This is a genomic window from Puia sp., assembly GCF_036500295.1.
Lineage (GTDB): Bacteria > Bacteroidota > Bacteroidia > Chitinophagales > Chitinophagaceae > Puia.
Genome location: NZ_DASYCH010000015.1, coordinates 1 through 26,483, shown reverse-complemented (window position 1 = coordinate 26,483; position 26,483 = coordinate 1). Strand labels below are relative to the sequence as shown.

Annotated in this window: 23 protein-coding genes; 13 read left to right on the top strand and 10 right to left on the bottom strand. The window is 54.4% G+C overall.

The window, feature by feature from the left end:
* Nucleotides 1-160 precede the first annotated feature (160 nt).
* Nucleotides 161-1,714, bottom strand: a complete 1,554-nt coding sequence (locus VGM48_RS04760; RefSeq protein WP_331576577.1) for an amidase — start codon at nucleotides 1,712-1,714, stop codon at nucleotides 161-163.
* Between the two features lie 72 nt (nucleotides 1,715-1,786).
* Between VGM48_RS04760 and VGM48_RS04755 the strand changes: the two genes are divergently transcribed.
* The 3 genes from VGM48_RS04755 (at nucleotide 1,787) to VGM48_RS04745 (ending at nucleotide 5,729) form a co-directional block, all read left to right on the top strand.
* On the top strand, nucleotides 1,787-2,650 hold the full coding sequence (locus VGM48_RS04755) for an OmpA family protein (protein WP_331576576.1): 864 nt from the start codon (nucleotides 1,787-1,789) through the stop codon (nucleotides 2,648-2,650).
* A 72-nt stretch (nucleotides 2,651-2,722) separates the two neighbouring features.
* On the top strand, nucleotides 2,723-4,009 hold the full coding sequence (locus VGM48_RS04750; RefSeq protein WP_331576575.1) for a hypothetical protein: 1,287 nt from the start codon (nucleotides 2,723-2,725) through the stop codon (nucleotides 4,007-4,009).
* A gap of 214 nt (nucleotides 4,010-4,223) precedes the next feature.
* Nucleotides 4,224-5,729 (top strand): trypsin-like peptidase domain-containing protein, encoded by a 1,506-nt coding sequence (locus tag VGM48_RS04745; RefSeq protein WP_331576574.1) that lies wholly within the window; start codon nucleotides 4,224-4,226, stop codon nucleotides 5,727-5,729.
* A 50-nt stretch (nucleotides 5,730-5,779) separates the two neighbouring features.
* Here VGM48_RS04745 and VGM48_RS04740 read toward each other — a convergent pair whose 3' ends face one another.
* Nucleotides 5,780-8,164: an ABC transporter permease gene (locus tag VGM48_RS04740; protein WP_331576573.1), complete on the bottom strand. Its 2,385-nt coding sequence runs from the start codon at nucleotides 8,162-8,164 to the stop codon at nucleotides 5,780-5,782.
* A 124-nt stretch (nucleotides 8,165-8,288) separates the two neighbouring features.
* Between VGM48_RS04740 and VGM48_RS04735 the strand changes: the two genes are divergently transcribed.
* Both VGM48_RS04735 and VGM48_RS04730 read left to right on the top strand, forming a co-directional pair.
* Nucleotides 8,289-8,864: an adenylate kinase family protein gene (locus tag VGM48_RS04735; RefSeq protein WP_331576572.1), complete on the top strand. Its 576-nt coding sequence runs from the start codon at nucleotides 8,289-8,291 to the stop codon at nucleotides 8,862-8,864.
* Nucleotides 8,865-8,927: 63 nt separating this feature from the next.
* Nucleotides 8,928-10,511 carry a gliding motility-associated C-terminal domain-containing protein gene (locus VGM48_RS04730; protein ID WP_331576571.1) on the top strand — a complete coding sequence of 528 codons (1,584 nt, stop codon included), beginning with the start codon at nucleotides 8,928-8,930 and terminating at the stop codon, nucleotides 10,509-10,511.
* A gap of 44 nt (nucleotides 10,512-10,555) precedes the next feature.
* On the opposite strand, the gene VGM48_RS04725 is transcribed toward VGM48_RS04730, so the two are convergent.
* The 3 genes from VGM48_RS04725 to VGM48_RS04715 all read right to left on the bottom strand — a co-directional run bounded on the left by VGM48_RS04725 (nucleotide 10,556) and on the right by VGM48_RS04715 (nucleotide 13,881).
* The gene (locus VGM48_RS04725) at nucleotides 10,556-11,689 is read right to left on the bottom strand and encodes a hypothetical protein (RefSeq protein WP_331576570.1); all 1,134 of its coding nucleotides are present in this window, start codon (nucleotides 11,687-11,689) and stop codon (nucleotides 10,556-10,558) included.
* 111 nt (nucleotides 11,690-11,800) lie between these two features.
* On the bottom strand, nucleotides 11,801-13,474 hold the full coding sequence (locus VGM48_RS04720) for a M56 family metallopeptidase (protein ID WP_331576569.1): 1,674 nt from the start codon (nucleotides 13,472-13,474) through the stop codon (nucleotides 11,801-11,803).
* Nucleotides 13,471-13,881, bottom strand: a complete 411-nt coding sequence (locus VGM48_RS04715; RefSeq protein WP_331576568.1) for a BlaI/MecI/CopY family transcriptional regulator — start codon at nucleotides 13,879-13,881, stop codon at nucleotides 13,471-13,473. The genes VGM48_RS04720 and VGM48_RS04715 overlap by 4 nt, the downstream gene beginning before the upstream one ends.
* 184 nt (nucleotides 13,882-14,065) lie before the next feature.
* Here VGM48_RS04715 and VGM48_RS04710 point away from each other — a divergent pair, with 184 nt between their 5' ends.
* Nucleotides 14,066-14,368, top strand: coding sequence for a DUF6799 domain-containing protein (locus VGM48_RS04710; RefSeq protein WP_331576567.1), 303 nt, complete (start codon nucleotides 14,066-14,068; stop codon nucleotides 14,366-14,368).
* A gap of 38 nt (nucleotides 14,369-14,406) precedes the next feature.
* On the opposite strand, the gene VGM48_RS04705 is transcribed toward VGM48_RS04710, so the two are convergent.
* From VGM48_RS04705 to VGM48_RS04695, 3 genes are all read right to left on the bottom strand, one after another.
* Nucleotides 14,407-15,675 carry a TCR/Tet family MFS transporter gene (locus VGM48_RS04705; RefSeq protein ID WP_331576566.1) on the bottom strand — a complete coding sequence of 423 codons (1,269 nt, stop codon included), beginning with the start codon at nucleotides 15,673-15,675 and terminating at the stop codon, nucleotides 14,407-14,409.
* A gap of 80 nt (nucleotides 15,676-15,755) precedes the next feature.
* Complete coding sequence (locus VGM48_RS04700; protein ID WP_331576565.1) at nucleotides 15,756-16,769, bottom strand: oxidoreductase; 1,014 nt, start codon at nucleotides 16,767-16,769, stop codon at nucleotides 15,756-15,758.
* Nucleotides 16,770-16,832: 63 nt separating this feature from the next.
* Nucleotides 16,833-17,762 carry an AraC family transcriptional regulator gene (locus VGM48_RS04695; RefSeq protein WP_331576564.1) on the bottom strand — a complete coding sequence of 310 codons (930 nt, stop codon included), beginning with the start codon at nucleotides 17,760-17,762 and terminating at the stop codon, nucleotides 16,833-16,835.
* 194 nt (nucleotides 17,763-17,956) lie between these two features.
* Here VGM48_RS04695 and VGM48_RS04690 point away from each other — a divergent pair, with 194 nt between their 5' ends.
* The 7 genes from VGM48_RS04690 (at nucleotide 17,957) to VGM48_RS04660 (ending at nucleotide 25,262) form a co-directional block, all read left to right on the top strand.
* Nucleotides 17,957-20,326, top strand: coding sequence for an ABC transporter permease (locus VGM48_RS04690; RefSeq protein ID WP_331576563.1), 2,370 nt, complete (start codon nucleotides 17,957-17,959; stop codon nucleotides 20,324-20,326).
* 99 nt (nucleotides 20,327-20,425) lie between these two features.
* On the top strand, nucleotides 20,426-20,860 hold the full coding sequence (locus VGM48_RS04685; protein ID WP_331576562.1) for a DUF4142 domain-containing protein: 435 nt from the start codon (nucleotides 20,426-20,428) through the stop codon (nucleotides 20,858-20,860).
* 73 nt (nucleotides 20,861-20,933) lie between these two features.
* Complete coding sequence (locus tag VGM48_RS04680) at nucleotides 20,934-21,395, top strand: nuclear transport factor 2 family protein (RefSeq protein ID WP_331576561.1); 462 nt, start codon at nucleotides 20,934-20,936, stop codon at nucleotides 21,393-21,395.
* A 10-nt stretch (nucleotides 21,396-21,405) separates the two neighbouring features.
* Nucleotides 21,406-22,491: a nitronate monooxygenase gene (locus VGM48_RS04675; RefSeq protein ID WP_331576560.1), complete on the top strand. Its 1,086-nt coding sequence runs from the start codon at nucleotides 21,406-21,408 to the stop codon at nucleotides 22,489-22,491.
* Nucleotides 22,492-22,496: 5 nt separating this feature from the next.
* Nucleotides 22,497-23,339 carry an SDR family NAD(P)-dependent oxidoreductase gene (locus VGM48_RS04670; protein WP_331576559.1) on the top strand — a complete coding sequence of 281 codons (843 nt, stop codon included), beginning with the start codon at nucleotides 22,497-22,499 and terminating at the stop codon, nucleotides 23,337-23,339.
* 120 nt (nucleotides 23,340-23,459) lie between these two features.
* Nucleotides 23,460-24,488 carry an alpha/beta hydrolase gene (locus VGM48_RS04665; protein WP_331576558.1) on the top strand — a complete coding sequence of 343 codons (1,029 nt, stop codon included), beginning with the start codon at nucleotides 23,460-23,462 and terminating at the stop codon, nucleotides 24,486-24,488.
* 60 nt (nucleotides 24,489-24,548) lie between these two features.
* Nucleotides 24,549-25,262: a hypothetical protein gene (locus VGM48_RS04660; RefSeq protein ID WP_331576557.1), complete on the top strand. Its 714-nt coding sequence runs from the start codon at nucleotides 24,549-24,551 to the stop codon at nucleotides 25,260-25,262.
* On the opposite strand, the gene VGM48_RS04655 is transcribed toward VGM48_RS04660, so the two are convergent.
* Together VGM48_RS04655 and VGM48_RS04650 are read right to left on the bottom strand one after the other, a co-directional pair.
* Nucleotides 25,249-25,623, bottom strand: coding sequence for a DoxX family protein (locus VGM48_RS04655; protein ID WP_331576556.1), 375 nt, complete (start codon nucleotides 25,621-25,623; stop codon nucleotides 25,249-25,251). The two genes, VGM48_RS04660 and VGM48_RS04655, sit on opposite strands and share 14 nt — an antisense overlap.
* A 79-nt stretch (nucleotides 25,624-25,702) precedes the next feature.
* Nucleotides 25,703-26,483 (bottom strand): GlxA family transcriptional regulator (locus VGM48_RS04650; RefSeq protein ID WP_331576555.1); only part of this gene is annotated, 781 nt, incomplete at its 5' end.

The following is a 26,483-nucleotide window of genomic DNA, read 5'->3' as shown; positions in this document are numbered from 1 at the left end:
TTAATCGTCCTGACTCTAAACTCAGCCGATGAAACTACTGCGGTGAAGAATCGTGAGTTGGAGATTTGACCTTCCTTTATTTCGACCATGGTGTATGGGAGCTGCAATTCAGCATCTGGTTCGATCACGTATTCAAAAACTTCCAGAGACCTTTGCCCGGTTATTTGCTTGCCAGCTCGGGGAATTTTTCCGGGGGGCGGCGGTGCATTGTCGCTTGTTCGTAGCCGTAGGTGATGCGGATGAGGGTTGGTTCGTCGAAGGGGCGGCCGAGGAATTGCAGGCCTGCGGGCAGGTGATCGTAGGTGAAGCCCATGGGGATCGTGAAAGCGGGCTGGCCGGTATGCGGGGCGATGATCTGGCTGTTATCGCCTTTATAGCCTTTGAAGTCGCCGATGCGGGCCGGGGGATTGTTCCAGGTAGGATAGATGATGGCGGAAACCTTGTAGCGATCCATTGCGGCTACCATCGAGTCGCGGAAGGCGATCCGCCGGGGATCGGTATAGGCGTCATCGCACTGGTGGGTGAGGGTATCCGTGGTTACGCCTTTTTCCAGTTCTTCGCGGAGATCGTCCTTGATATAGGCCGAGTATTTTCCCGAGGCGACGATCTCGCGCAGGTTGGTCACGGGCGGCGCGGGGTCGAGGTTGGAAAGGTAGCGGTCGATATCCTGGTGGAAGACTTCGCACCATTGGTTGTCGGCGAGTGAGTCGAAGTTGTTGACGGTGACATTGTCGACGATGATAGCGCCGGCGCGGCGGAGGTCGCTGATCGCTTTTTCGAAAAGTGCTTTGACCTGGGGGTCGGGATTGCGGTCGCTAAGGGTGCGGAAGACCCCGATACGGGTGCCCCGAAGGCCGCGCTTGTCGAGGTATTGGGTATAGTTGACCGGGATCCTGCCGCTGCTGTAGCGGGTGATGGGATCGGCGGGATCATAGCCCACCATCACCTCGAGCAGGCGGGTCGCATCCTCGACGGTCCGGGCCATGGGTCCGCCCATATCATTGCGCAGATATAGCGGGAAGATCCCGTCGCGGCTCAGCAATCCGATGGTACAGCGAAACCCCACCAGTGAATTGTGTGAGGAAGGTCCGCGGATGGAATTCCCCGTGTCGGTGCCTACGCCGGCTTCGCCGAGATTGGCGGCAACTGCCGCTGCCGTTCCACCGCTGGAACCGGCCGGAACATAGTCCAGGTTATAGGGATTATGGGTCTCGCCGGCGATGCTGCTGATGGTGACCATCGGGCTAAAGGCCCACTCTGCCATATTGGATTTTGCCAGGACGATGGCGCCTGCATCCTTCAGCCGGCGTACGAGTGTCGCATCGGTGGCCGGGGCATAGCCTTTCAGCGCGAGCGAACCCGCGGTCGTTTGCAATCCTTTTGTGTTGTAGTTATCTTTTACGATGAGGGGGATACAGTGCAGGGGACGCAGCTGATCGGTCCGGGCATATTCCACATCCAGGCTGCGGGCGATGGACAGGGCATCGGGATTTGTCAGGATGATCGCATTCAGACCGGTGGGCTTGTCATAGGCCGCGATCCGGCGCAGGTATTCGCTGACCAGGCCTTCGCAGGTGCAGGTCTTTTTTCGCAGCGCCTGGTGGATACCCGAGATGGTCGTTTCTACGACGGGGATGGTATTCTTTGCAGTTGTATCCTGCGAAAAGCCGCTCAACCACAGACAGCAGCAAAGAAGAAGGGAAAGGGTTCTCATGTGCGATAGCCGTTTGGTCGATACAAGAGTACGGCATCTGGGGCAATCTATAAAATTATCTTACCTTGTATCATGCATACAGCGGTCCGATGTATAGCGCTTTTTTTCCTATTTCTTGCCGGGCTGGCGGGCAGCGCCCAGCAGGCGAAGACCGATACCTTTATTCTTCATTTTCCCTTTGATCGAAGCGGGATCCGGCCGGCGGACACCGCGGCCTTCCGGCTGTTTGTGAGCGACCGGCTGCGGACGAAGGGGGAGATCAGCAGCAATGGGGATATCGACTCCATCAGCATCACCGGCCATACCGATACCGTCGGCAATCCAGCATACAATCAACAGCTTTCCCGGCGTCGCGCGTTTGCCGCGATGACGCTTTTCCGGCAATGGCTGGGCCCCGATTCTTCGCTGATCACCCGGATCGAGGCCCATGGCGAAACCGAGCCGCTGCCGGGTGACGACAGCGGGAGCCGGCGGGTTACCATCGTTTACTGGCATCGCCCGTCGCCGCCCACGCCGCTCCCGGCCCTCGTTGCGGCAGATTCCAACCCACCGGCCGCCGAGCCGGACACCGTCTTCGAACTGGAGGATATCCGTTTTTACGCCAATACGACCGTCCTGACGGACGCCGCGCAAATGTCTCTGCCGAAATACACCAGCTATCTCCTCACGTTTAGAGAGCGCTTCCTGGAGATCGACGGATATTGTAATTCCCCCGGTGCCCCGTTGCCAACCAACGACCCGTTGTATATCCTATCGGTAAAAAGGGCCAAATTCATCTATGACCATCTGATCGAAAAGGGATTCGATCCCGACCGGCTTCTCTACAAGGGGAAGGGGAATACCAATCCCCGCAACGCCCATCCTACCACCCGTGGAGAGGCGGATCAGAATATGCGGGTCGAGATCAGGGTATTTCGGAAGAAGCCCGTACCCTGAGCCGGTGACACGGCGCGCGGTTGTTTTATAGCGGATTTCTCCCTAAATTGGCGCTTCCCTAAACCGCCCATCATGAATGTCCGCACCGGCCTGTCCGTCCTTTTGCCGATTGTACTGCTTGCCGCCTGTCATAAAGATTCTTCGCTGCCAAAGCCCGTTACGCCGGGCGGTACTGCCACTTCCGGCACGATGAACATCAATCTCGCCAATCCAAAAGCGTATTCCGGAAACGTATCCTATGAAATGATCATCAGCGAGCCCGGCGGGAAGGTGTTGCTCGACACCATCGTCAGTTATGCCGCCACGGTGAAGGCGGCCCTATCCACCAGTGCCGGCGTTGTGGACCTCACGCTTGTCGACACCGTCGATGGGCGACATGATCTCACCGTATACAAGAGCATCAATCCCTCGACCTGGATCAATGCATTGCCTTCGTCCTATGTGACTGGATTTCGTTCTTCCCTGCCGAACACTACTGCCAGCAGCCTCTTCATCACTCATTTCCCCGCGGTTGGAGCTGTTGGGACCGATATCTTCCAGACTTTTTTCTTTAACAACGGGTCTGTGGATTCCAAAACAGGAGCGAATTTCAGCCCGTCGGAAAATACCCTCGACCTCGGTTATCAGCGATATCCCGGCGCCTACAACTACTTTTCGATACCCCAGCTGGGGTTGTACAAACTCTATATTCCAACCAGGAACAAAGACACCCTGGACGGCGCACATATGGACACGCTCCTTTCGGTCACCTATCCGCGCAATATCCCTTTTCAGATGTCCTACTTCGGCACGACTTTTCTCGGGATAACCGACACCACCAACCGATTACTGGATGTGAACTTTATGGACGCCATTTACGAGCATACCCTTGCGAATGTGGACCTGCAATATCCCCGTCAGCCCATGCAGGCCTATGAGTTGTATTTTAACGGCGCTACCAGCACTAATGATCAACTTGGATTTTACAGCTATGGGAAGAGCGTTCCCACCAGGTGGACATTCCCCGATCCGGCGCAATTCACGGTGCTGAACAATCAGATTGATAATCTCTCCATCAAATTCAACACCTCCACCGCGAACGCGATTTGCTATTCCGGTTGGAACACCAGTGACTTTAAATCTTCGCTGGTGCTATACTGGCCGCCGGATTCGACCAGCCTTCATCCATTGAGCATGCTGACGGGGTTAAAAGGAAAGTTTTTTTCCGGCGCCCTGGTCAGCGGTATGAAGTTTGCAAACTTTACGTTTCAGCAGGTCCCGAACTTCTCGTATGCGGGTTATTTCAACTATGTCAATGATCCGGCCAAGATCGCCACGCATCAGCTTACTTCGACGACCTTCTACACGAGGTATTTTTAGTCCTCACCGGCACCAATAGCCAGAAGCGTGTCCTGCAACGAGTGTTCGACCTCTGGCCCTACTAATTCATTGTCAATTTGCAATCTTTTAACGACGGCGGCGTGTCGCATGACATGCTACCGTTTGCTTTAGAATATGTTTAACAACAAGGTCCAAACGATTCATCTACGAAGCCGTTAGTATATCATTAAACACATCTAAAAGCAAAGACATCATGAAAATGAAAAGCAAGGCAATCCTTCTCGGTGCAGCTGCGGTCATCGGAAGTTGTGTATTATTTGCCAATGGGAAGCGGGGCGTTACCAATAGCGTATTGGACGAACCAACGGCGCCTGTTGTCAAAACTGCATATGTCCCCGGAACCGCGGCTCAGCCGATAGATTTTGAGAAAGCGGCCTCTGCCGCAGTACCCTCCGTCGTACATATCAAGGTGACGATGAAATTCAAGGACGTGGCCGGCAGGCCCGGCGAAGGCAATGACCAGGACCCGTTTGGCGGCATGGGCGGGGATCTTTTCCGCCGGTTCTTTGGGGAAGGCGAAGGCAGGATGATGCCACAGCCGGATCAGAAAGCTTCGGGCTCGGGCGTCATCATCAGCAATGACGGGTATATCGTGACCAATAACCACGTCGTCAACGGCGCTACCAACATCACGGTGACCCTTAACAATCGCCGGAATTATACCGCGAAGGTAATCGGCACCGATCCCAATACCGATCTGGCGTTGATAAAGATCGACGGCAAGGATCTTCCCGTTATGAACATCGGCAACTCCGATGAGGTCAAGCTCGGGCAATGGGTACTGGCCATCGGCTATCCGCTGAACCTCGACGTCACGGTGACTCAGGGGATCGTCAGCGCCAAGTCGCGGAATATCGGCATCAATACCCGGGCCAGCGCACCTGTCGAGTCGTTTATCCAAACCGATGCAGCCGTTAACCCCGGCAGCAGCGGCGGCGCCCTTGTCAACACCAACGGGGAGCTTGTCGCCATCAACTCGGCTATCGCCTCCCCTACCGGCTCTTTTGCCGGCTATGCCTATAGCATCCCTTCCAACTTAATGAAGAAAGTCATTGGCGATCTCATGAAATACGGTTCCGTACAAAGAGGCTATCTTGGTATCAGTATGGCGCCCGAAGGATTGGATGATGCAAAGAAAAAAGAATTGGGGATCAATGACGATGTAGACGGTATCCATGTTCTCGAAGTAGACCCGCAGGGGGCCGCCGGTGAGGCCGGACTCAAGAAGGGTGATGTTATCGTCAGCATCAACGATCGTCCCATAACCACCGACGCGCAGCTGGCCGAACTCGTCGCCCGGCAGAAACCCGGCGACAAGGTGAAGATCGCCTATCTCCGTGAGGGTTCGCAACACGAAACGGAAGCGACCTTAAAAGGTAAGATGGGCAGTTTTGCGAGCACGAAGACCGCTGCCGTCGAATCCCTCGGCGCCGACTTCTCCGATGTGAGCAAGGAAGACGCCACGAAGATGGGTATCCCCGGCGGTGTCGCCGTCAACAATATCCACAACGGAGTCATCAGCAATCAGACCAATATGCGGCCTGGATTCGTCATCACGAAAGTTGGCGGTATCCCGGTTCATAGTGTGGCTGAACTCAAGGATGCCCTCAGCAAACAGGGAAGCAATTTCCAGCTCGAAGGTACCTATCCGGGCAGTGATGAAGTTTACTATTACGGGATCAACGATTTCCGTAAATAAGCCCGCTCTCTTTTTTAAATTTTGGCCGCTCCCTGAAGGGGGCGGTTTTTTTATTCACTGCGCAGCGCCTTTACGGGATTCATTTGGGCTGCCCTGATGCCCTGATAGCTGACCGTCAGCAACGTGATCAGGAGTGCCCCGGCGCCTGCCGCGGCAAAGATCCACCAGGGCATCGTACTCCGGTATTGATAGTGCATCAGCCAGTTGGTCATAAAATAGCGACCCAGCGGTATCGCGATGAACAGGGAGATGCCGACGAGCAGCATAAAGTCCCTGCTTAACAGAACCCATAAATCGGTCGTCGACGCCCCCATTATCTTGCGCACGCCGATCTCCCGCACGCGTTGTTCGGCCATGAAGGAGGCCATTCCAAACAGTCCAAGGCAGCTTATGAATACGGCCAGCCCGGCAAAAACACCCGCAAGACTTCCTACCCGCTGTTCATTGGTGAACTTCCTGGCGTACTCCTCATTCACGAATTTGCAGGAAAAAGGAATCGCCGGAGCATAGGTCTTGCAGGTGGCTTCCAGCGTCCGCAGCGCATCATGCGCGCTTACTGCAGGGTTGATCCGGACATTGATGTAATCAAAGGGCCCACTGCCCAGGCGGAAGATCGTTTGCTTCACCGGTTCGTAGGGTGAGCCCATCACCATGTCCTTTACCACGCCGATGACGGCCAGATTGAAGCGTCCCACCTTGATCATCTGGCCGACCGGATTTTTCAACCCCATGTATCTCACTGCCGCCTCATTTAGAACCAGGCCGGCGGAATCCGTGTGAAAGTTGGCCGAGAAATCGCGCCCGGCCGTAAACTGCCAGCCGACGGTGCGACCAAAACCATTTGTTACGCCGATGTTTCCGAAGTCGGCCGACATCGACGGGTCCTTGCCCGGCCAGCTCACATCGCCCCGGTTGTTCCACACGGCGGTAGCCGGACTGCTTGATTCGGCAACCTCGGTGATCAGGCCCGACTTGAGCAGGTCGTTGCGAAACGCGGCAAAATGGTCATGCAGATCGGTGGTGGCGGTTTCGAGATACAACAGGCCATCCCGGCTATACCCCACGGGCCGGTTTTTGGCGAATTGGATCTGGCGGAAGACGACGATGGTACCGATGATGAGGATCACCGACACGGCGAATTGCAGCACGACCAATACCTCCCGCGGGCGTGCCGCGGACCTGCCGGCCTTGAACCGGCCTTTTAATACTTTCACCGGCTTGAACGAAGAAAGATACAGCGCAGGATAACTGCCTGAGAGGATGCCGGTAAACCCTACAAAGGCCAGGGTCAGCAGCCAAAAGAACGCGTTACCAACCGGCAGAACCATCTCCTTACCAGCCAACTCATTGAAGAACGGAAGACTCACCCATACGAGCAGCAGGGAAAATGCAAAGGCAATCAACGCCATGAAAATCGATTCACCAAAGAACTGGGCAATCAACTGTCCCCGCAGGGAGCCGATGGCTTTGCGGATTCCAACTTCTTTTGCGCGTTTCTCGCTGCGGGCGGTGCTCAGGTTCATGAAATTGATACAGGCGAGCAGCAGGACAAATCCGCCGATGATGCCGAACAGCCATACGTATTGTATCCGTCCGCCCGTGTTGATCCCATTTTTGAACTCCGAATACAAATGCCATTTGCTCATGGGCTGGAGGAAGAGCTGGGGTTTCAGTTTGGTTATTCCCGGTGCGGCATGGTCGCGGACGATGTTTTTTATACTTGCGGAAAGGCGGGGGATATCGGCGGGATCCTTTGCCTGAACATACATAAACAGGGAATTGTCGCTCCAGTCCGTGGGGCTTCTGCCGAGCCAGTTGGCGTTGGCGACGAAAAAGTCCCAAGGCGCCATAAATGCTACCTCGTGGAAGCTGCTGTTGACGGGAAGGTCTTCATACACCCCCGCCACCTTGAAATCGGCTTTGTTATCGAGGGTGATCACCTTGTCCATCGGGTCGTCTTTGCCAAAAACGGCTTTTGCCACCGAAGAGGAGATGAGCATCGAGCCGGGTCCGACGAGTGCGCCCCTGGCGCCTTTCAACATCCGCAGTGAAAGCATATCGGGGGCTTCGGAGCTGACAAAATTCCCGACGAAGCTTACGCTTTTTTCACCCATCTTCAGAATGTGTTTATCGGGAAAGTCCGTCATCACGATACAGGCGAAATCCCCGCTATAGCTTTTACGCATCTCCGTCTCCAACGGCAGCGGAACAACGCCACCGGTATTTACGCGACCGTTGATCGTCAGCTTTTCCATCACTGCGGCGATGCGGTCGTAGTTTGGGTTGACCTTGTCAAAGTTTATCTCGTCGACTATCCAGAGTCCGATGAGCATGGCTACTGCCATCCCTATCGATAATCCCGCGATATTGATAAAGGAATGTGCTTTATTCTTGCGAAGGTTGCGCAAGGCGAGGGTGAAATAGTTTGTCAGCATGCCAAACCCGGACCAAAACCGGTGCCAGAGCTTCAGGGAAATGTTAATCAACCGATTAGGAAAATGTCTACTAATCTATTAGTTCGTTTTCGGACACTCACTGTTCGCTGTATCTTTGCGGCCTATGAAAATCTTAATCGTCACCGGGCCGCCCTATTCCGGGAAAGGCACTCAATGTGAAATTATCGGCAAGGAATTGCAGCTGGCCCATGTGTCGACGGGGGACCGGTGCCGGCAGGAAAAGGCCAACCGAACGGAGATTGGCCTGATCCTATCCCGTTATGAAGAGCAAGGCGATCTTGTGCCGGACTCTATCATGAAAACCCTTTTTGGGAAGATCCTTGATGAGAACAAGGGGCGCAAGGGCATCCTGCTCGACGGCTATCCGCGGACAACGCCGCAGGTGAACGATCTGCTTCACCTGGTGGAGGAAAAAAACCTGGAGATTGCAGTGGTCGTCAATATCGAAGTTCCGAGGGAAGAGCTGCTACACCGGGCACTGCGGCGGGCGGCCGACTCCGACCGGCAGGATGACAAAAACCCGGAAACCCATTTGAAGCGAGTGCGCATCTTTGAGAACCAAACAGTTCCGGCGATAGATCATATGAAGACAAGATTATCGGTCGCCGATATTGACGGCATCGGCAGCATCGGGGAAATAACCCGGAGGATAACCGAAATAACGGCTACTCATTTTTAGGAGAGCGGCTTACATTACAGGAATTGATCATATCTTTATAGGGACCCGAGGTGACTGCTGCTTATGGGAAAGACGATCCCGATACTATTGCTATGCCTATTTTTCATGTGTGCCAATGGCCAGGACACCTGTAATCGCACGGCATTTCATCCGCTCAACATCATCAGCGATCCAAACTTTTCCAACGCATCCACGCCCTGTCTTTCGAGTTTTACGCCGTCCTTTACGTGGTACACGCCGACGAATGAGATGCTGACGGGATTTCTCAATGGGTGTACCGGTTATGTCATTCCTGATACAACTTTTTACAATCGTTCGTTCACGGAGCCGAATATCTGCTTCCTGCCGGCCGTTCCCCAGCCTGTTCCCAACGGACAAGGGGTGGCGGCGGTCAGTGATTTTGGTTTTGGCGGCGCGATTCATGTTTACTACGGACATAAGTCTTATGTAAGCACCTGTCTGACGTCACCCCTGCAAAAAGATTCGCTTTACCGGCTTGAGTTTTATGCGGGCTTTGGCGGGTTGACCCGTCATCGACCCTACCCCGTGCATAACCAGATCCTTGTTCCCGAATATTCCGCCTCACCTGAAGTCTTTGGTTTGTTTGGGCTCCCGGATTGCTCCGGTATTGCCACGTCGATCCCGATTATCGGCTGCCCGACTGTTGCCCGCTGGATCCCGTTGGGTACGGTGAGGGTGGCGAGTGACACGGGGCTTTGGACTAAGGTGAGCATCACTTTCCGTGCTTCGCAGGATATCGGTTCCATTGCATTAGGCCCCAGCTGTGATTCGGCCTTCCGGACCTCGCAGCAGGAGAAGGAGTATGACTATGCCGGCAACACGATCATCGCCAATCAATTCTCTTATTTTCTTACGGGATTGCAGTTTTTCGAGTCGACGGCTCCCCCGCCTGTCGTCAGCCTTGTGTCTGGCGACTCCTGCTCGCCGGCCATCGTTCTGCAGGTGCAACCCGCGAGCTTCTACAACAACTCCCAATTTCAATGGTATCGAAACGACACTACGCTTAACGGCCAAACCGGCCAGACGATCACGCTGCCTCATGGCTCCAAGTGGGCCGACTATCGTTGCCAGATAGAGAACGACAGCATTTGTCTTGTATCCGATGCCTTTCCGGTAAACTGGCTGCCGTTGCCCAGTGCAACCGCGTTGGGTGGGGCGGACACGGTAGCGTGTACCGGCGATACGCTTGTCCTCGCCGTCGCCAAGGACCCTTCTTTCAGCTACCGGTGGGCGGATGGGTCCACTCTACCCTATTCGTTTGTGTCGCAGACAGGCTCTTTTTCGGTCACCATTTCAAACGACTGTGGTACGGCGATGGCTGAAAAGACCGTTCGCTTCGGGAAGTGCGACCTCAACGGCTATGTCCCCAATGGGTTTACTCCCAATGGCGATGGACATAATGATGTGTTGCATGCCCGTTTCTTTTACCCGCCCAACCGGTTTGTGTTGCATGTCTTCAACCGAAACGGGCTGGAAGTATTTACGAGCACCGATCCTTCGCAGGGTTGGGATGGAAATTACAGGGGCAATGCGCAGCCTTCGGGCGTTTATATCTGGGATCTTCGATATAGCGACCTGCTGGGAAGGGGTCATTTCCTGCGGGGGACGACGATTCTTATACGATAGGCTGCATCCCCTTACAAAATGGGCTGCATCCCTTACAAAATGGGCTACATCCCCGAATCCTTCAACCGGACATATTCATCGAGTGTTAAATTCTTCAGGCCCTTCTCGCGCAGGCCCTTTATATAATCCGCTGTTACGCCATGATCGCGGAGCATGACTGCCTTATTCAGGGTGATATCTGTGAAGCCGATGGTTTTGAATTCGTTTACAAAGGAGGCGTTGACGCCATGATCCACGAGTTGGATAGCCCGGTCGAGCGAAATATCCTTATACCCGAGCCGCTGGAATTCCCGGATGAAGTCGATGGTCACGCCATGATCCAGCCCTTCGGTAGCCCGTCTCGGGGAGACGTCGCCATAGCCCATCTCCTTCAGACCCCGGATGTATTCCACGGTGACGCCATGATCGCGTAGCTCGACGGCCTCGTCCAGGGTGATATTATTGGCGCCGGCCTTTTTCATTTCGGTAATATAATCCGGGGTGACGCCATGGTCCCGCAATTCCAGCGCTTTTTCGAGGGAAAAACTCTTGAAGCCCATCTCATGAAAGCTGTTGATAAAATGTGGGGTCACGCCGTGTTCACGCAATTCGACAATCCTGTCAACCGATACCTTGCCATAGTCCTCTTTCTTAAAAAGATCCAGGTAGCCGCTCATTACGTTCTTGTTGATGTTCTGATAGGCCAGGTCCTTCAGCTGGTCCATGGTCACACCGGTGTAGCCGTTGTCCTTCATATAGCCGAGATACTCCTTGTTGATATTTGTAAAGAAGAGGTGGATCATCAGCTCTTCCGTCACGTCCTTGAAACCGGCTTGCTGCAGGTAACTCCTGAATTCGGGGTTCTCTTCAAAGACATAGGTACCGTGTCCCTTGTTGTTGGTAAATATCCCGTTAAATGTCACCGTGCCGGGATCGCGTTTGACGACGAAGGCCCCTTCTTTGCCGGTGGGCAGGGTGCCCAGTTCGCTCAACTGGAAAGTGCTGCTACTGTTCCAATGCATTCCGCCAAACTGGACATGTGCCTTGTCCTCATAAATTACGGCGCCCCATATTCCGGGGTTGTCGTGGAAATTGTCAGACCACGAATCATCGTCATCGGATGACCGGTGTGTTTGGGCGACCGCGCTTGTCATTGAAAGCAGGGCAATAGTCATCATCGAAAAGAGAGTTCTTCTCATAACATAAATTTTAAATAGTAGACAATAGTTTGTAGGGGTGGCCTTTTGGCCGCCGCATGCTGTTGCGAAGCGAATCAATAAGAATTCAGTCTGTGTAGTTGGGTTCGACGTCTATTCCGCGGGGTTGATACCGGCATCCCGCAGTTTGATATAATCATTCAGCTCGAAGAGCTTTCCGAATTTCTTTTTACATGCGGCGATATAATCACCGGTGACCCCATGGTCAATCAGTTGTTCTGCTTTTTCGAGGCTGATCTTTGAGAATCCGAGGTCTTTGAGCCGGGCGATGAATCCTGTGGATACCCCATGATCTATCAGTTGGACCGCGAAGTCCAGGGAGGGCTGCTCATAGCCCATGGCGATCAGACTCTTTATAAACTCTACGGTTACGCCGTGGTCCACCAGCCTGATGGCCTGATCCGGGGAGATCTCGCCGTAGCCCATTTTCCTGAAACTGAGGATAAACCCGGCGTTAACTCCATGCTCCTTCATCTCGATCAGCTTATCCAGGGAGAGATTGTGGTAACCGAGAAAGCTTACCTTATCACTATCCGCCTGCTCGCCGGATGCCTGTTCTTCTTTGGGATGTTTTTGTTCCGCGGGTTTTGGGGGATGGGCGGGAGTGCTTTTCACCCCTTTGATCGTTGTATCCGTAACTGCAGGGGCAACCGCCGGGGCGATCGTGGGGGCAGCGATCCTTTTCGTTTCGGGTGTCGCCGCGTTGCTGCTTTTGATCGTAACAAATGCGGCGCAAAGGACGAGCAGCACACTCATCAGTATCACTCTTTCGCCGGCGTTGAGTGAATGGTTGGTCTTGTATACGATGCGCTTTACGCGTTTTACCACCGGATTCTCTTTTGTCCCCGCAAAGCTTATGGCAAACTGGCCTTCCCTTTGGCGGTACTCATGAAAGGAGACCAGCGCCTGGATCAATTGCCGCCGGCTGCGGGTTTCCCGGATGGTGATATCGTCACAGCAATTCTCGCGTTCGGCACGGATGAGCGAGGATATCCAGACCAGGGCGGGGTTGAAAAAGAACAGCGTGTCGACGACGTGCTGCACCAGGTTGAACAGATAGTCCTTGCGCCGGATATGCGCCAGCTCATGAAGCAGGATGGATTCCACCTGGTCGGCCGGAAGATGGGTGAGTATCCCAATCGGCACCAGTACCGCCGGTTTCAGGAATCCCACCACGACCGGAACTTTTATCAGCGCCGACTCGAGCAAAAGCACCGGGCGATTGATCTTTAGCTTGCCCAACAGTTCATTCAACCGCTGTTGCCAGTCGCCGGATGCGGGTGTCGTCTGATAATGACGGATGCGCTGTGTGTAAACCAACCCCGACAGCAGATTGACAAACCGGGCCAGGAAAATAATAAACCAGATCACCACTACCAGTCCGGCGTGGGTATTAAAATATTGTACGATGGAATTGATCACCTTGCGAAACGTGTCGGTGGTTTGGCGCGCGACATTTACCACCGGGTTGCTCGCGGCATCCTGCACGGCAGCACCCACACCTGGTTCCCCGGCCGTCAGATGTTTTAGCACCGGGCTTACTCCGTTGGGATCCGCGGCATGCAGTTCGAGGTAAAAAGTATAACCGTTTGCCGCCAGGAAAAGGATCATTCCGCAGCAGAGCAGATTATAGCGAAGTGCGGAGCTTGCTTTTTTTGTCAGCACCATGATCGTCCCGGCTACCACCGCGAGGATCAGCCCCTGCCACAAGGAGTGGAGGAGGGCCCAGCAAAGGGCGCGCAAAATGGTATCGGGGATCATATTCATTTCTCGTCGTCGAGTTTGGTTAGCAGATGTTTAATGGTATCCCAGTCTTTGTTGGAGGTTTTTTCGTTGCCCAGCAATTCGAGCATCAGGCTTTTTACGCTGCCTTCGTACATCGTGTCCACGAATTTTTTCAGCACCACTCCTCTTGTCCTTTGTTCTTCCAGCGCGGCGCTATAGATATGTGTCATGCTGCTTTCGTCGCGGTGGACCATTCCTTTCTCATGCATGATCTGCATCAGCTTCAGGGTCGAGGTATAGCTAAGGGAGTCTTTTTGCAGATTGAGCTGGTCATTGACAAAACGAACGGTCGACGGGCCATTCTTCCACAATACCTGCAGGATCTCCAGCTGTGCCCGGGTGGGTTCGGCGGGATCGTTTGAGTCGACTGAAGGCTTCTTTTTGTTCATGGATTAAAGATATAATAAATAACGTACGAAAAAGGTTATAGGTTTATGTTAACGTTTTTTTAACAAATGAGCGCATCTGGATTTTGGGCAAAACGCCGCGAGAGGACAAATCTATCTCCTTGTATACCAATTCTTACCGCGGTGACGTTTTGGGTCGATCGGTCCCCAACCCTAAACACCAGATATGAAAAAGCTGACCCTTTTTGTAGTGAGTTTTTGTTTCTCCCGGGCGCTTCTTGCCCATTCTTCTTCCAACCCTCCCCGGCCGCCCCGCACGTATATTATGATGGTGCATGGCAAGCTTGTCGAGGTAGACCGCGGCAAGCGAAAGCGCGTCAAGCGGGATGTCACCCTCATCAATCATTCCACCATCCATCCCAATGGCGCCATCGACGCCGGCAGCGGCGAGAGTCTGCAGCTTCGGGAAGGGCAATACATCACGATGGATGGGAAGATCCGCAACTTAAAAGATATGGGGCGCCACTAGAGAATCTTCGCGAAGTGGTACATTTTGCGGCCTGCCTTTCAATGCACCGGCGCGTCGCCGGCTCCGCCGTGGATGAGCTCCGGGTGTTCCCGTCTGTCCTTGCTTAAGACAGGGCCTGCGACGAGTACTGCGAGCAGCATGAAAAGTGCGCCGAGCAGAAAATGCATTCCCGGAAAATAGAAGGGCGCCTTTTTGCCGGAGAAATAGGCGAAGGTCTCGCTCATGATCAACGGACCGATGATGGTCGTCAGGCTCATTAAACTGGTCAGTGCCCCTTGCAAGGCTCCCTGTTCATTTGGCGCGACATGTCCCGAGATGACGGACTGCAGGGCCGGGCTTGCGATACCGCCGAGGCAGTAGGGTATGAGGAAGACAAACATCATCCAGCTTTGCGTCGCCAGGGCAAACAGTATCAGCCCCAGGGTATAAAACGATAGGCCCAGGTAGATGCTTTTCTCGTTACCGATCTTTGGGTTGACGACGCGGGTCAGTCCAGCCTGCACGCCGCCGACCAACACGCCGACGACGGCCAGTGAGATACCGATCAGCTTGGGAGTCCAGCCGAAGCGATACATGGTAAAGAAGTTCCAGTTGCCCTGTACGGCCTGCACGGCGAGGTAGATAAGAAAGAAGCTAAATGCGAGCCCGCCGATATTAGGATGGCGGAACAGGAATTTCATGGAGCCGAAAGGGTTGGCGCGTTTCCAATCAAAAGCCCGGCGATTCTCCTTGCCCAACGACTCGGGGAGGACGAAATAGCCAAACAGGCAGTTGAGCAAACAAAGCACGGCGGCGCCCCAGAAAGGCGCCCGCACTCCCCAGGTCGAAAGAAGCCAACCCAGCGCGGGTCCCAGGACAAAACCAAGGCCAAAGGCTGCTCCGATGAGCCCAAAGTTCTTCGCCCTGCTGGTGGCATCTGTACTCACGTCGGCAATATAGGCGCTGGCTGTGGTGAAGCTTGCGCCCGTGATACCGGCGATCACCCGCCCGATGAAGAGCCAGCCGTAGGCCGGGGCCACGGCAAGGATGATATAATCTATTCCAAATCCCAGGAGCGAAGACAAAAGAACGGGTCTCCGGCCATACCTATCACTGAGGTTACCGATAATCGGTGAGAAGACAAATTGTGTGGCGGCAAATGCGGTCAGCAGATAGGACCCATACGTACTCGCTTCATTGGCGGGGATCCCTTTCAACTGGGAGATGAGTTCGCCCATCACGGGGATGATCAAACCCCAGCCCATACAATCGATAAGGAGCGTGACGAAGATGAAGCCGATGGCGGCTTTTTTGTTGGATGTTTGCATAAGATTAGTATCCAACAAACATACACGAAAAAGCTTAAATACCCGGAAGGGATACCCGTCATCCTACAGGGGTATTTGCGTCAGACTATTTCTTTCACGCCGGTAAGCTCTTCACTCAATTTCCAAAGCCGGTGGGCGATGTTCCTGTCCACAGCATATTGGAAAACCCCAAGTGGCCGGGAACCGATATGCCTGGAAACCGTGTGCATTTCGGCTTCCCGTTCGGCGGGGATCAGCGGGGCGATATCGCTGTTCTCGCAATAGACGCCGCCCATCTCCGCCAGCTGCGGACTTGTGGCGCACCAAACGGTGGTGGCGGCGCCCTGTTGAATGGTCTTTAAGCCCCGCGCCGGATCGATGACCGGCTTTCCCTCCTGATCATACACTCCGGCTTTGCGAAGATCCTCCACGGAAATATAGCGGGCCAGATCGGTGCTCACGATGCTTCCGGGATGCAGGGAGAATGCGCGGATGCCTTCCTGCTGACCGATCTGATCCAGCTGCGCGGCGAACAGGATATTGGCGGTCTTGGATTGACCATAGGCCAGCCAGGGATCGTATGGTCTTTGTAAGAAATTGGGGTCGTCCAGATCCACCGGTGAAAACCGATGTCCCCAGGAAGAGACAGCGACCACGCGCGCGCCATCCGCGCGGATCAGCGCCGGCCAAAGCCGGAGAGTCAACTGAAAATGCCCAAGGTGGTTGGTGGCAAATTGGGATTCATAACCCCGGGCATCACGCGTCAGGGGATTGGCCATGATGCCGGCATTGTTGATCAGAAGATGCAGCGGGCGGCGGGTGGCGAGAAAGGCGGCTGCAAAATCGTCGATCGAAACGGGGTCGAGCAGATCGAGCTCCATCAACTGCACGCCGGCGATATCCTGTACCGCGGCGGCGGCTTTTGTCTTGTCCCGCGCGGGCACGAGCACCGTTGCACCCGCAGCCGATAGAACCCGGACGGTTTCCAGGCCGATGCCGGCGTAGCCACCCGTGACGATGGCCGTCTTTCCTGAAAGATCGATGCCCCGGATAACCTCCGCGGCGGTGGAGGCGGCTCCAAAACCCGAGCCGATGGGTTCTTGCTTTGTGTTCATACCTCAAAGGTACCGTCGGTATCCTCCCCGGCCTTGTGCGATACAAACCAATATTTGTAAAAATCAAACCTTTCCGGCGGTGGCGGGGATGTCGCCGGATTGACGAAATGCGGAAGGGCTGGCATGGACCCGATTGCGAAAGAAATTATTGAAGTGCGCCTGATCCTGGAACCCCAGGCTATAGGCAATTTCCGCGATGTTCATATCGCTGTGGCGGAGCATCGCCCTTGCCTCGGCGGCCAGCCGGTCGAAGATATGCTCCGTGGTCGTCTTGCCCGTTTCCTTCTTTACGGCGCGGTTCAGATAGTTGATGTGTATCGACAGTCGCAGAGCAAAATCCTTTGGGGTGCGTAGCAGCAGCCGGTCGCCGGAGAGCTCCACCGGGAATTGCCGGTCCAGCAATTCGAGAAAAACGGCTGTGATGCGTGCCGAGGCGCTCATCTCGGCGGGCCGGTAGACCAGGGGAGCCAGTCTCATGGCATAATAGATGAGCTCGATAACATAGGCGCGGATGAGTTCGTACTTATAGACGTAGTCTGAATTCAGGCTCTCCTGCATCTTTTGGAACAATGCCGACACCTCTTCCATCTGGGCCCTGTCGAGGGCGAATACCGGCTTCACCCCGGGGAGAAACAGTGGGATCTCTTCGAGATGCAACCGCAGATTGCCGGTAAAAAACGCTTCTTTGAAAACACAGAAATAGCCTTTGATATTTTGCGGCACTGAACCATATGCATAAGGAACCCGGGGGTTGAAGAAAAGCAGGGTGTCTCCGCTGACGGGAATGCTCTCGTCGCCGAAATGAAAGACCCCTGACCCGCGAAACAACATGATCTTGTAGAAATCCCGGCGTACATAGGCGGGATATACCTCGCCGCTGCGCAACCGATCTTCAATATTCATCACGTTAAAGTGTTGCGCCGAGGTGGGCAATGCGGAGCTGCAAGCATTTGCGCGGTGGAATTGATCGAAGGTCTGTGTGGAGAAAGCCATAGACGCCCATTTTTGCAAATTTCAAACTTTTGTCCGAACCCTGCGCTGCTTTTATCCGGCTTTTGTTCGCTCCGGACACAGTCCTTGTATCGAAATCGAACATCAGAGCCTTTCGGGCTGCGTCCTGTTTTTTGATTCTCAACCGATTACAAAAAGGGCACCGCCTTTGAAAGAAAACAGGAAAAACATCCGGGATGCTCAAGAACTATGTCCTCACCGCCTGGCGCAATCTGCTAAAGACAAAGGGATACAGCGCGTTGAATATTTCGGGCCTGGCCATTGGCATGGCCGTAGCCCTCCTCATCGGACTCTGGGTTTATGATCAGTATTCCTACGAGAAATTCATCCCGGATTATCAGCGGCTGTACCAGGTGAGAAGAAACTTCAACAGCAACGGCAAGATCCTCAACTTCGCCAGCACGTCGCTTAAGCTTGCCAATACCCTTCGGGCCCAGGTCCCCGAAATCGAGTATGTCGCCGAGGTTGTCGGGATCGATCAGCATGTATTACTGAACAAGGACAGGCGGTTGTATCAGACGGGGATCAACATCGGCAGTGATTTTTTAAAGATGTTCTCCTACCCTATGGTAGCGGGCAATGCGGCTACCGCGCTGAGCGAGACCTATTCCATCGTGCTTACCGAGTCCACGGCCAAGGCACTTTTCGGCAGGGACGAGCCGATGGGGAAAATGGTCCGAATCGACAACAAACACGATCTCAAGGTCACTGGGATCCTGAAGGACCTCCCCTACAATACCACTCTGCGTTTCGACTATATCCTTCCCTTTGCCTATACGGCCACAGAGAACCACTACGCCAGCCAGGGTGCTGCCAATTCCTATGGAAACAACGGTTTCAACATCTTTGTAAAGTTGAAGCCCGGAGTATCCTATGCGCAGTTGATCCCGAAACTGAAGACCATCGAGCACACGGAGACAAACAATAACAACGCGATGCTTTCCGAAGTCGTTCTTCAGCCGATAGCCAACTGGCATCTCTATGGCAATTATGTCAACGGAAAAGAGCTGGGCGGCTTTCTCGACTATGTCCATATGTTCACGTTCATCGGGGTGTTGGTGTTGCTTATTGCCTGTATCAACTTCATCAACCTGACCACGGCGCGATCGGAAAAACGCGCGCGGGAGGTTGGGGTCAGGAAGGCCGTCGGCTCGCTGCGCAGCGATCTGATCTTCCAGTTTCTGATGGAGTCCCTGTTCTTGACGGTCTGTTCCTTCCTGCTGGCCCTGTTGCTGGCGCAGGCCGTTCTTCCCGCCTTCAATACATTAACGCAAAGCCATATCCGCATTCCCTTTGGCAATTCTGTCTTTTGGTTGATCCTATTGGGCTGCATCGGCCTGGTCGCCCTCATCGCGGGTAGCCGCCCGGCCTTCTATCTTTCGTCCTTCCAGCCTGTAAAGGTGTTAAAGGGCGGCATCACCACCGGTAAATCGGGCTCTCTCTCCCGAAAGGCCCTGGTGGTGGCCCAGTTTACCTGCAGCATCGCCCTGATCATCAGTACTATCATCATCTACCAGCAACTTGAGCATGCCCGCAACCGGCCTTCCGGCTACGATCTCTCCCGGCTGATGATGACCTCGATGAACTCCGAGCTCGATCAAAATTATACTGCGTTAAAGCATGAAATGTTGGAAAAAGGTATCGTCTCGGCGGTGACAAAGGCCTCCAGCCCGGCTACCGATGTGTGGTGGCACTCCAATGTTGAGCAATGGCCCGGGAAGCGGGCCGGGGAAACGATTGAAATGGGTACGATCCTCGTCGGGGAAGATTACTTCAAGACGGTGGGGATGAGTCTCGCCGATGGCCGTGATTTCAATCCCGCGGATTCGCTGAGCGTTATCTATAACGAAGCCGCCATTCAGCAGATGCGGATCAAGCAGCCGGTCGGTCAGACGGTAGTCTGGGATACCACCCGGAAGATCATTGCGGTGGCAAAAAATGCGTTGATGGTTACTCCATACTCCGCCGCCGACCCGACCCAGTTCTTCTACACGCCAAAGAATTCCGGTAATTTCATGATGTACCGGCTGAGTCCGTCCATCAGTACGGTGGACGCCATTGCGCAGCTGAATAAGCTGTTCGCAAAATACAACCCGTCCTATCCCTACAGCTATGTTTTTTCCGACGCCAAGTATGCCGAAAAATTCCAGTTGGAAGTGCTTGTCGGGAAGCTGGCGGGCATCTTCGCCGGACTGGCCATCTTCATTTCCTGTCTTGGGTTGTTTGGTCTGGCCGCTTATGTGGCGGAGCAGCGCACCAAGGAGATCGGTATCCGCAAGGTGCTGGGGGCATCGATCCCGCAGGTATGGGCACTGCTTTCGCGGGACTTTATCCTGCTGGTGCTGGTGAGCTGTCTTATCGCGTCGCCCCTTGCCTGGTATTTCCTGCACGACTGGCTGATGAAATATGATTACCGGATCAATATCGGCGCCGGGGTCTTCCTGCTGGCGGGTGGAATGGCGCTGGTCATTACGATCGTCACGATCAGCTTCCAGGCGCTGAAGGCTGCCGCGTCCAATGCGGTCAGGGCGTTGCGGAGTGAGTGATCGATAAAGCAGCTATCATCTACGGGTGTCCCGACATTGCCCGGAGTTCTCTTCCCTTGTAGTTTTGCAGGAAATATTGTTAACCTACAACTCAAAACAATGAACGAAGAAAAATTCCGCGAAGGGGTTATGCCGCGTGCACAGCTCTCTATCCTGGCCAGCCAATTGGCTGTCGACAAAACCACTCAACCTAATGCTAAAGAATTTGCAGGCTTTGAATTGGAAGAAGCCATTGCGGTGGTAACCGTATTAAAGGATGCGGGTACCCCTACACGCGAGATCAGCGCCGAGGGAACGCAGTTGCTCGAAAAATTAAAAGCCGCGACGGGCAAGGAGTTTGACAAGCTCTATATGCATGCCCAGCTGACCAACCACGAGTTTCTGCGTGATCTCGCCAAGGATTATCTCTCGAGCGCCGCCGACAAAAGTTCGCCTGCGGAAACCGAGACCCGTCATCTGGCGACCATCGCGCTGTTCGCCTTCAACGAGCATGTCGCCCTGAGCAAACGCATCTATGGCGAGGTGAACAACTGAGTCACTTCTGTCCGGCGGGTCCCCGATTGGGGACCCGTTTTTTAAGTTCTACCTTCGCATAAAACCGACGCATATGCCATACGTAAGGACTCTATTTATCACTGCCTTGCTGTTCTGCTGGAGCTGGAACGGCAAGGCCCAAAGCCAATCAAAAATGGAAACGCAGCAACGGGATTCGTTAGCCATCTCCCAAATACTGGAGAACGCTTATTTCAAGGGAATCTATGAAGGCGACATAAACATCCTCCGGCCCATCTATCATCCCGGTACCCTGCTTTTTGGAGATGCCGCGGGGAAGCCTTACGCAAAAACGCTTGAGCAATACCTCGACGGCGTGAAGAACCGGCAGAGTGTCAAGGATTCGGGCAAGCCTTTTAAAGGTGAGATCCTGGACATCCGGGTTGTGAACTCTATCGCCGTGGCGGAGCTGAAGGTGAAAATGTATGATTTCAACTATCATGAGTTTCTGTCCTTTCACCGGATCGATGGAAAATGGCTGATCGTGAATAAGATGCTCAGTGACGTTACCCAATAAAATTCCGGCTATGTGGAACAAGACAAAAGCAACACAGTTATTAAACATCGACTATCCGATCCTTCAGGGCCCTTTTGGGGGCGGGCTTTCTTCCGTGGAGCTGGTGGCGACGGTTTCCAACGCCGGCGGCCTGGGCGGGTATGGCGCGTACACGATGAGCCCTCAGGACATCTACGCGATAGACCGCGAGATCCGGGCTGCGACGGGCAAACCCTATAATCTTAATCTTTGGGTTTCGGACACCGACGCTCCCGGTGGCGTCGCAACGGCGGAGCAATATCAGCGAGCCCGGGAGGCCTTTGGCGGCTATTTCGATGAACTGGATATTCCCTTTCCTGAAAAACCGGCCCCTTTTGCCACGCGATTCGCCAATCAGCTGCAGGTCGTGCTGGATATCAAACCGAGGGTGTTCAGCTTTATGTTTGGCACCCTGCCCGTGGCGATCCTCGAAGAATGCCGCAGTAAGGGAATCCTCACAGTGGGTGCCGCCACCACGCTGGATGAAGCCATCGCATTGGAAGCAACCGGGGTGGACCTGATCATCGCCTCGGGCTTCGAAGCGGGCGGTCATCGCCCTTCTTTTCTGGCGTCGGCCGAATCCTCCACTACGGGGACATTCGTGTTGTTGCAGCTGATCCGGGAAAAGGTAAAGACCCCGGTCATCGCCGCGGGGGGTATCGCCACCGGCCGGGGTATCGCCGCGGCTTTAACGCTTGGCGCCGATGCCGTACAGATCGGGACCGCATTTCTGGCCTGTGATGAATCGAATGCCCTGCCGGTCCACCGGGAGATGCTCTTCTCCGATGCCGCCAAATACACGATGCTGACCCGCGCCTTCACCGGCAGGCTCGGCCGCGGTCTCACCAGCCGTATCGGCAAGGACCAGGCCGGCGGGCATCCGGCCAATCTTCCCTTCCCTTTGCAGACCACTTTGATGTCAAGCCTCAGAAAGGCTGCCATCGCCCGACAGAAATGGGAGCTGATGCTGTTTTGGGGCGGCCAGATCGCCCCGGTGCTCCGGTATCGAAAGGCGGGACAGCTGATGCAGTCCCTGATCCAGGAGACCGGCGCCGTAATTACCAATTTAAAAAACTAACTACCATGGACCCTTCAAAAGTATGGTTCATCACCGGGGCCTCCCAGGGATTGGGGCTGAGTCTCGTAAGAAAGCTGCTGGACAGCGGTTATCGGGTGGCCGCCACTTCCCGCAATGCCCAGACGCTGAAGAACGCCGTCGGGCTTATCGACCCTACGCGTTTTCTACCGTTGGCCATGGATGTGACCAATCCGGATTGCATCGATGATACCATCCGGCAGACGATAACCGCCTTTGGGCGGATAGACGTGCTCGTGAACAACGCGGGCTACGGCATGGCGGGAACGGTGGAGGAAACCAGCGATCAGAAGATCCGCGACATCATCGATATCAATCTGCTGGCGGCCATCGCCATGACCAAAAGAGTCGTGCCCATTATGCGGGAACAACGTGCCGGAACTATTCTCAATATCGGGTCGGTGGCGGGTTTTGCCGGCGCACCGGGCTGGGCTACCTATTCGGCCACCAAGGCGGGGCTGGCTGCCTTCTCCGAGGTGTTGGCGCTGGATGTTGCGGAGTTCGGCATCCGGGTGACCGTTGTCGAACCGGCGGGCTTCCGTACCGGATTTCTCACCGAAGGATCGCTGGCCTATACGGAAACGAAGATCAACGGCTATGAGGCCGTAAAGAAGACCCAGGAGCGATACCTGGCGATGAGCGGCAGACAGGCGGGCGATCCCGAAAGGGCTGCGGAGATCTTCATCCGAATGGCGGAGCACCCCAACCCGCCGGTGCATCTCTTCCTTGGCGCCGATGCCTATAACCGCGCGGCAAAAAAGCTGGCCGAGATGACCGCCGAGCTGGAGAAATGGAAATCGACTACGATCTCTGCAGACTACCCTTCGTGATCTTTGTGGGTACGCTCCGGATCTTTGTGGGTACGCTCCGGTTCTTTGCGGGTACGCGTTGGTTCTTTGCGGCTACCCTCCGGATTCCTTATACAATTTTCCATACATAAAACATTTGCAATGAAAACCAATCAAAGCCGGCGCCAGTTTCTCGGCACCGCGGCCCTCGGTCTCGCCTCTACGCAGCTGCATCTGCCCAACGGGGCCGTTGATGCCTTTGGTGCGGGCGGTGCTTCGCTGAAGCCGGGTCCTGTTACGCCGCTCGGGCCGATCAAACAGATTGATGCGGGTCCGCTGAATGTCGGCTATGTCGATGCGGGTCCGGCGGGTGGTCCCGTGGTCATCCTGCTGCACGGCTGGCCTTACGACATTCACAGTTATGCCGATGTCGTCCCGTTGCTCACGGCGAAGGGCTACCGGGTTATCGTTCCTTATCTGCGTGGCTATGGCACGACCCGCTTCCTATCGGCCAATGCCGTCCGAAATGGTCAGCAGTCGGCCTTTGCCGCCGACACTATCGCACTGATGGATGCACTTTCCATTCCCAAAGCCATCATCGGCGGCTTTGACTGGGGCGCCCGGGGAGCGGATATCATGGCGATCCTCTGGCCTGAACGCTGTAAGGCGATTGTCTCGGTCAGCGGCTATCTCATCGTCAATCTTATCGCGAACAAGCAGCCGTTGCCGCCGAAGGCCGAATTGGGGTGGTGGTATCAATACTATTTTGCGACGGAACGCGGACTGGCGGGTTATGACCAGAACCGGCATGACTTTAACAAGCTTATCTGGAGCATCGCCTCGCCAAAATGGAAATTCGATGACGCGACCTTCGACCGGAGCGCCGAGGCCTTCAACAACCCCGATCATGTGGACATCGTCATCCATAACTACCGCTGGCGGCTGAGCCTGGCTCCCGGGGAGGCGCACTATGACGCGCTGGAAGAAAAGCTGAGTTCCGGTCCTTCCATCGGTGTTCCGACCATTACGATCGGCAGCGACTTCGACGGCGCCAATGCAGACGGAAAAGCCTACGCGCATCGCTTCACGGGGAAATACGAACATCGTGTCCTCAACGGTATCGGCCACAATGTGCCCCAGGAGGCGCCGGAGGCGTTTGCAAAGGCGGTGATCGATGTCGACCGGTTTTGAATAAGGGGGAAATTTTTTATCTTGTCACCCCGCGGGATTTAAACACCACGGGGTGATCTTATGCAACAATTCAAAATTACCCCCGAATCCTACAAGAAGTTCAGAAGGAAGTGGCTTATCAAATTGATCCCGCTGATCGCGGGGGCGATCACCCTCTTCATCCTGATCAACACCCGTTTTTCTTTGAATAGCGATCCCAGGACATTCCTGCTTATCGTCACCGTCGTGGTGCTTTATTCCGGCTTTAACTTTTTCCGAGCTCTTAAAAAACAGAAGGAGGCGATGCTCAGCTATTCCATCACCCTCACTGATAGCGAGATCACGCGGGAACAGTTTCAGACCCCGCCGTTGACCATCAGCTTCATGGAGGTAAAGGATATCGTCAGGATGAGAAAAGGCAATTTCCGGATCCGAGGCCGCGAGAAAACGGATGTCATTCACATCCCTTATTTTATCGAAGACTATGAAGAGCTGCAGCGGCGCCTGGAGGTTTTCGCACCCGTCCAGACGAACGTGAGAGACCCCTTCTTTGTACGGTTCAGATGGGTGACCGCCGTTGTTGGCATAGCCGTACTCGTCGGCTTTTATGCCGCCCAGAATCCCATTGTCTCCGGCACCTGCGGTATCCTGGTGATAGGATTTCTGATCCGGGGCTTCTATGAAGCGCAGACGAATAAGAATCTACCCAGCAGCGCAAAAAGGCGCAGCTGGATATTGCTTCTTGTGATCCTTGCCATCGCCTACACCACCTGGTTTAAGTTTACCGTGTTTTGAGACGCCAGAAGTAATAGGACAAGATGCCGGGGATGATCCAGATGAGCATGAACAGCATCATCGGGTCGAACTTGCCGCCCGAGGCGATGCCGGAATATACGGCGGCGGCGAGATCGAAGAATAAGCCTGCATAGGCCCACTCTTTTAGCCGGTTGAGACCTGGGATCAGGATGGTGATGCTGCCGAGTAGTTTGGCAACGCTGATAAAGGGAATGAAATACACGGGATAGCCAAGGCCGTCATGCATGATTTTGATGGCGTCGGCGCTGGGTTTGAGTCCACCGGAGGCAGAGAAGATCATGAGGGCTGCGAAAAGGATCGTAAATATCCAGTAAAGCAGGGTGATAGTTTTGGGCTTCATTTCTGATTATGATTGGGTTTGATAAATGATTAGCCAATATATTCAAAATTTGCCAGATTGCCAGCGCGGCGGCGGAACCTCAGATCGCGGCGTATTTCCGACGATATTCAAGGGGTGACAGATCGGTGAACTTCTTAAACACCTTTCTAAAAGCATCGAGGTCGTTATAGCCGGTTTCGTAAACAATCTCGTTTACGGTTTTGCGACCGGTTTCGAGGTGTTTCTTTGCAAATTCGACTTTTACTCTTTGGATATACTCCACGATGGAGTTGCCGGTGCATTTTTTAAACCTTCGTTCAAAATTTCTTCGCCCGACGGCCAGCCTTTCGCAGAGCTCATCCACTGAGTACATCCCGGTTGGGTCCTTTTCGATCAACTCCTGGGCCTTTAACACCTGCTCGTCACCGTGCCGTTTCTGACCCATGAAAATGACAAACGGGTTCTGACTCTTTCGTTCGATGTCGATCTCAAACATTTTGGAAGCCAGGATGGATATCTCCCGGCCCAAATGCTTTTCGAGAATATATAGCAGCAGGTTGAGGTAGGAATAGCCGCCGCCGCAAGTATAAATGCCCCGTTGATCCGTGATGATCATGTCGTCGATGATCTGCACCTCCGGGAACATCGCGCCGAACTCATTTTTTGCCGCCCAATGCACGGCGCATTTTCGGTCCCTGAGCAATCCTGTCGAGGCCAGGAAAAAAGAGCCGACACAGAGACAGACAATCTCGGCGCCGCCGTGGTACTGGCGTATCACCCAATCCCGGTAGCCGGCATTTTCGGAGACTGCCTTTGGGAAATCCCCGCACAGCAAGGGCAGGACAATGACGTCCGTCTTTTCGACCTGATCGATCGTCCGG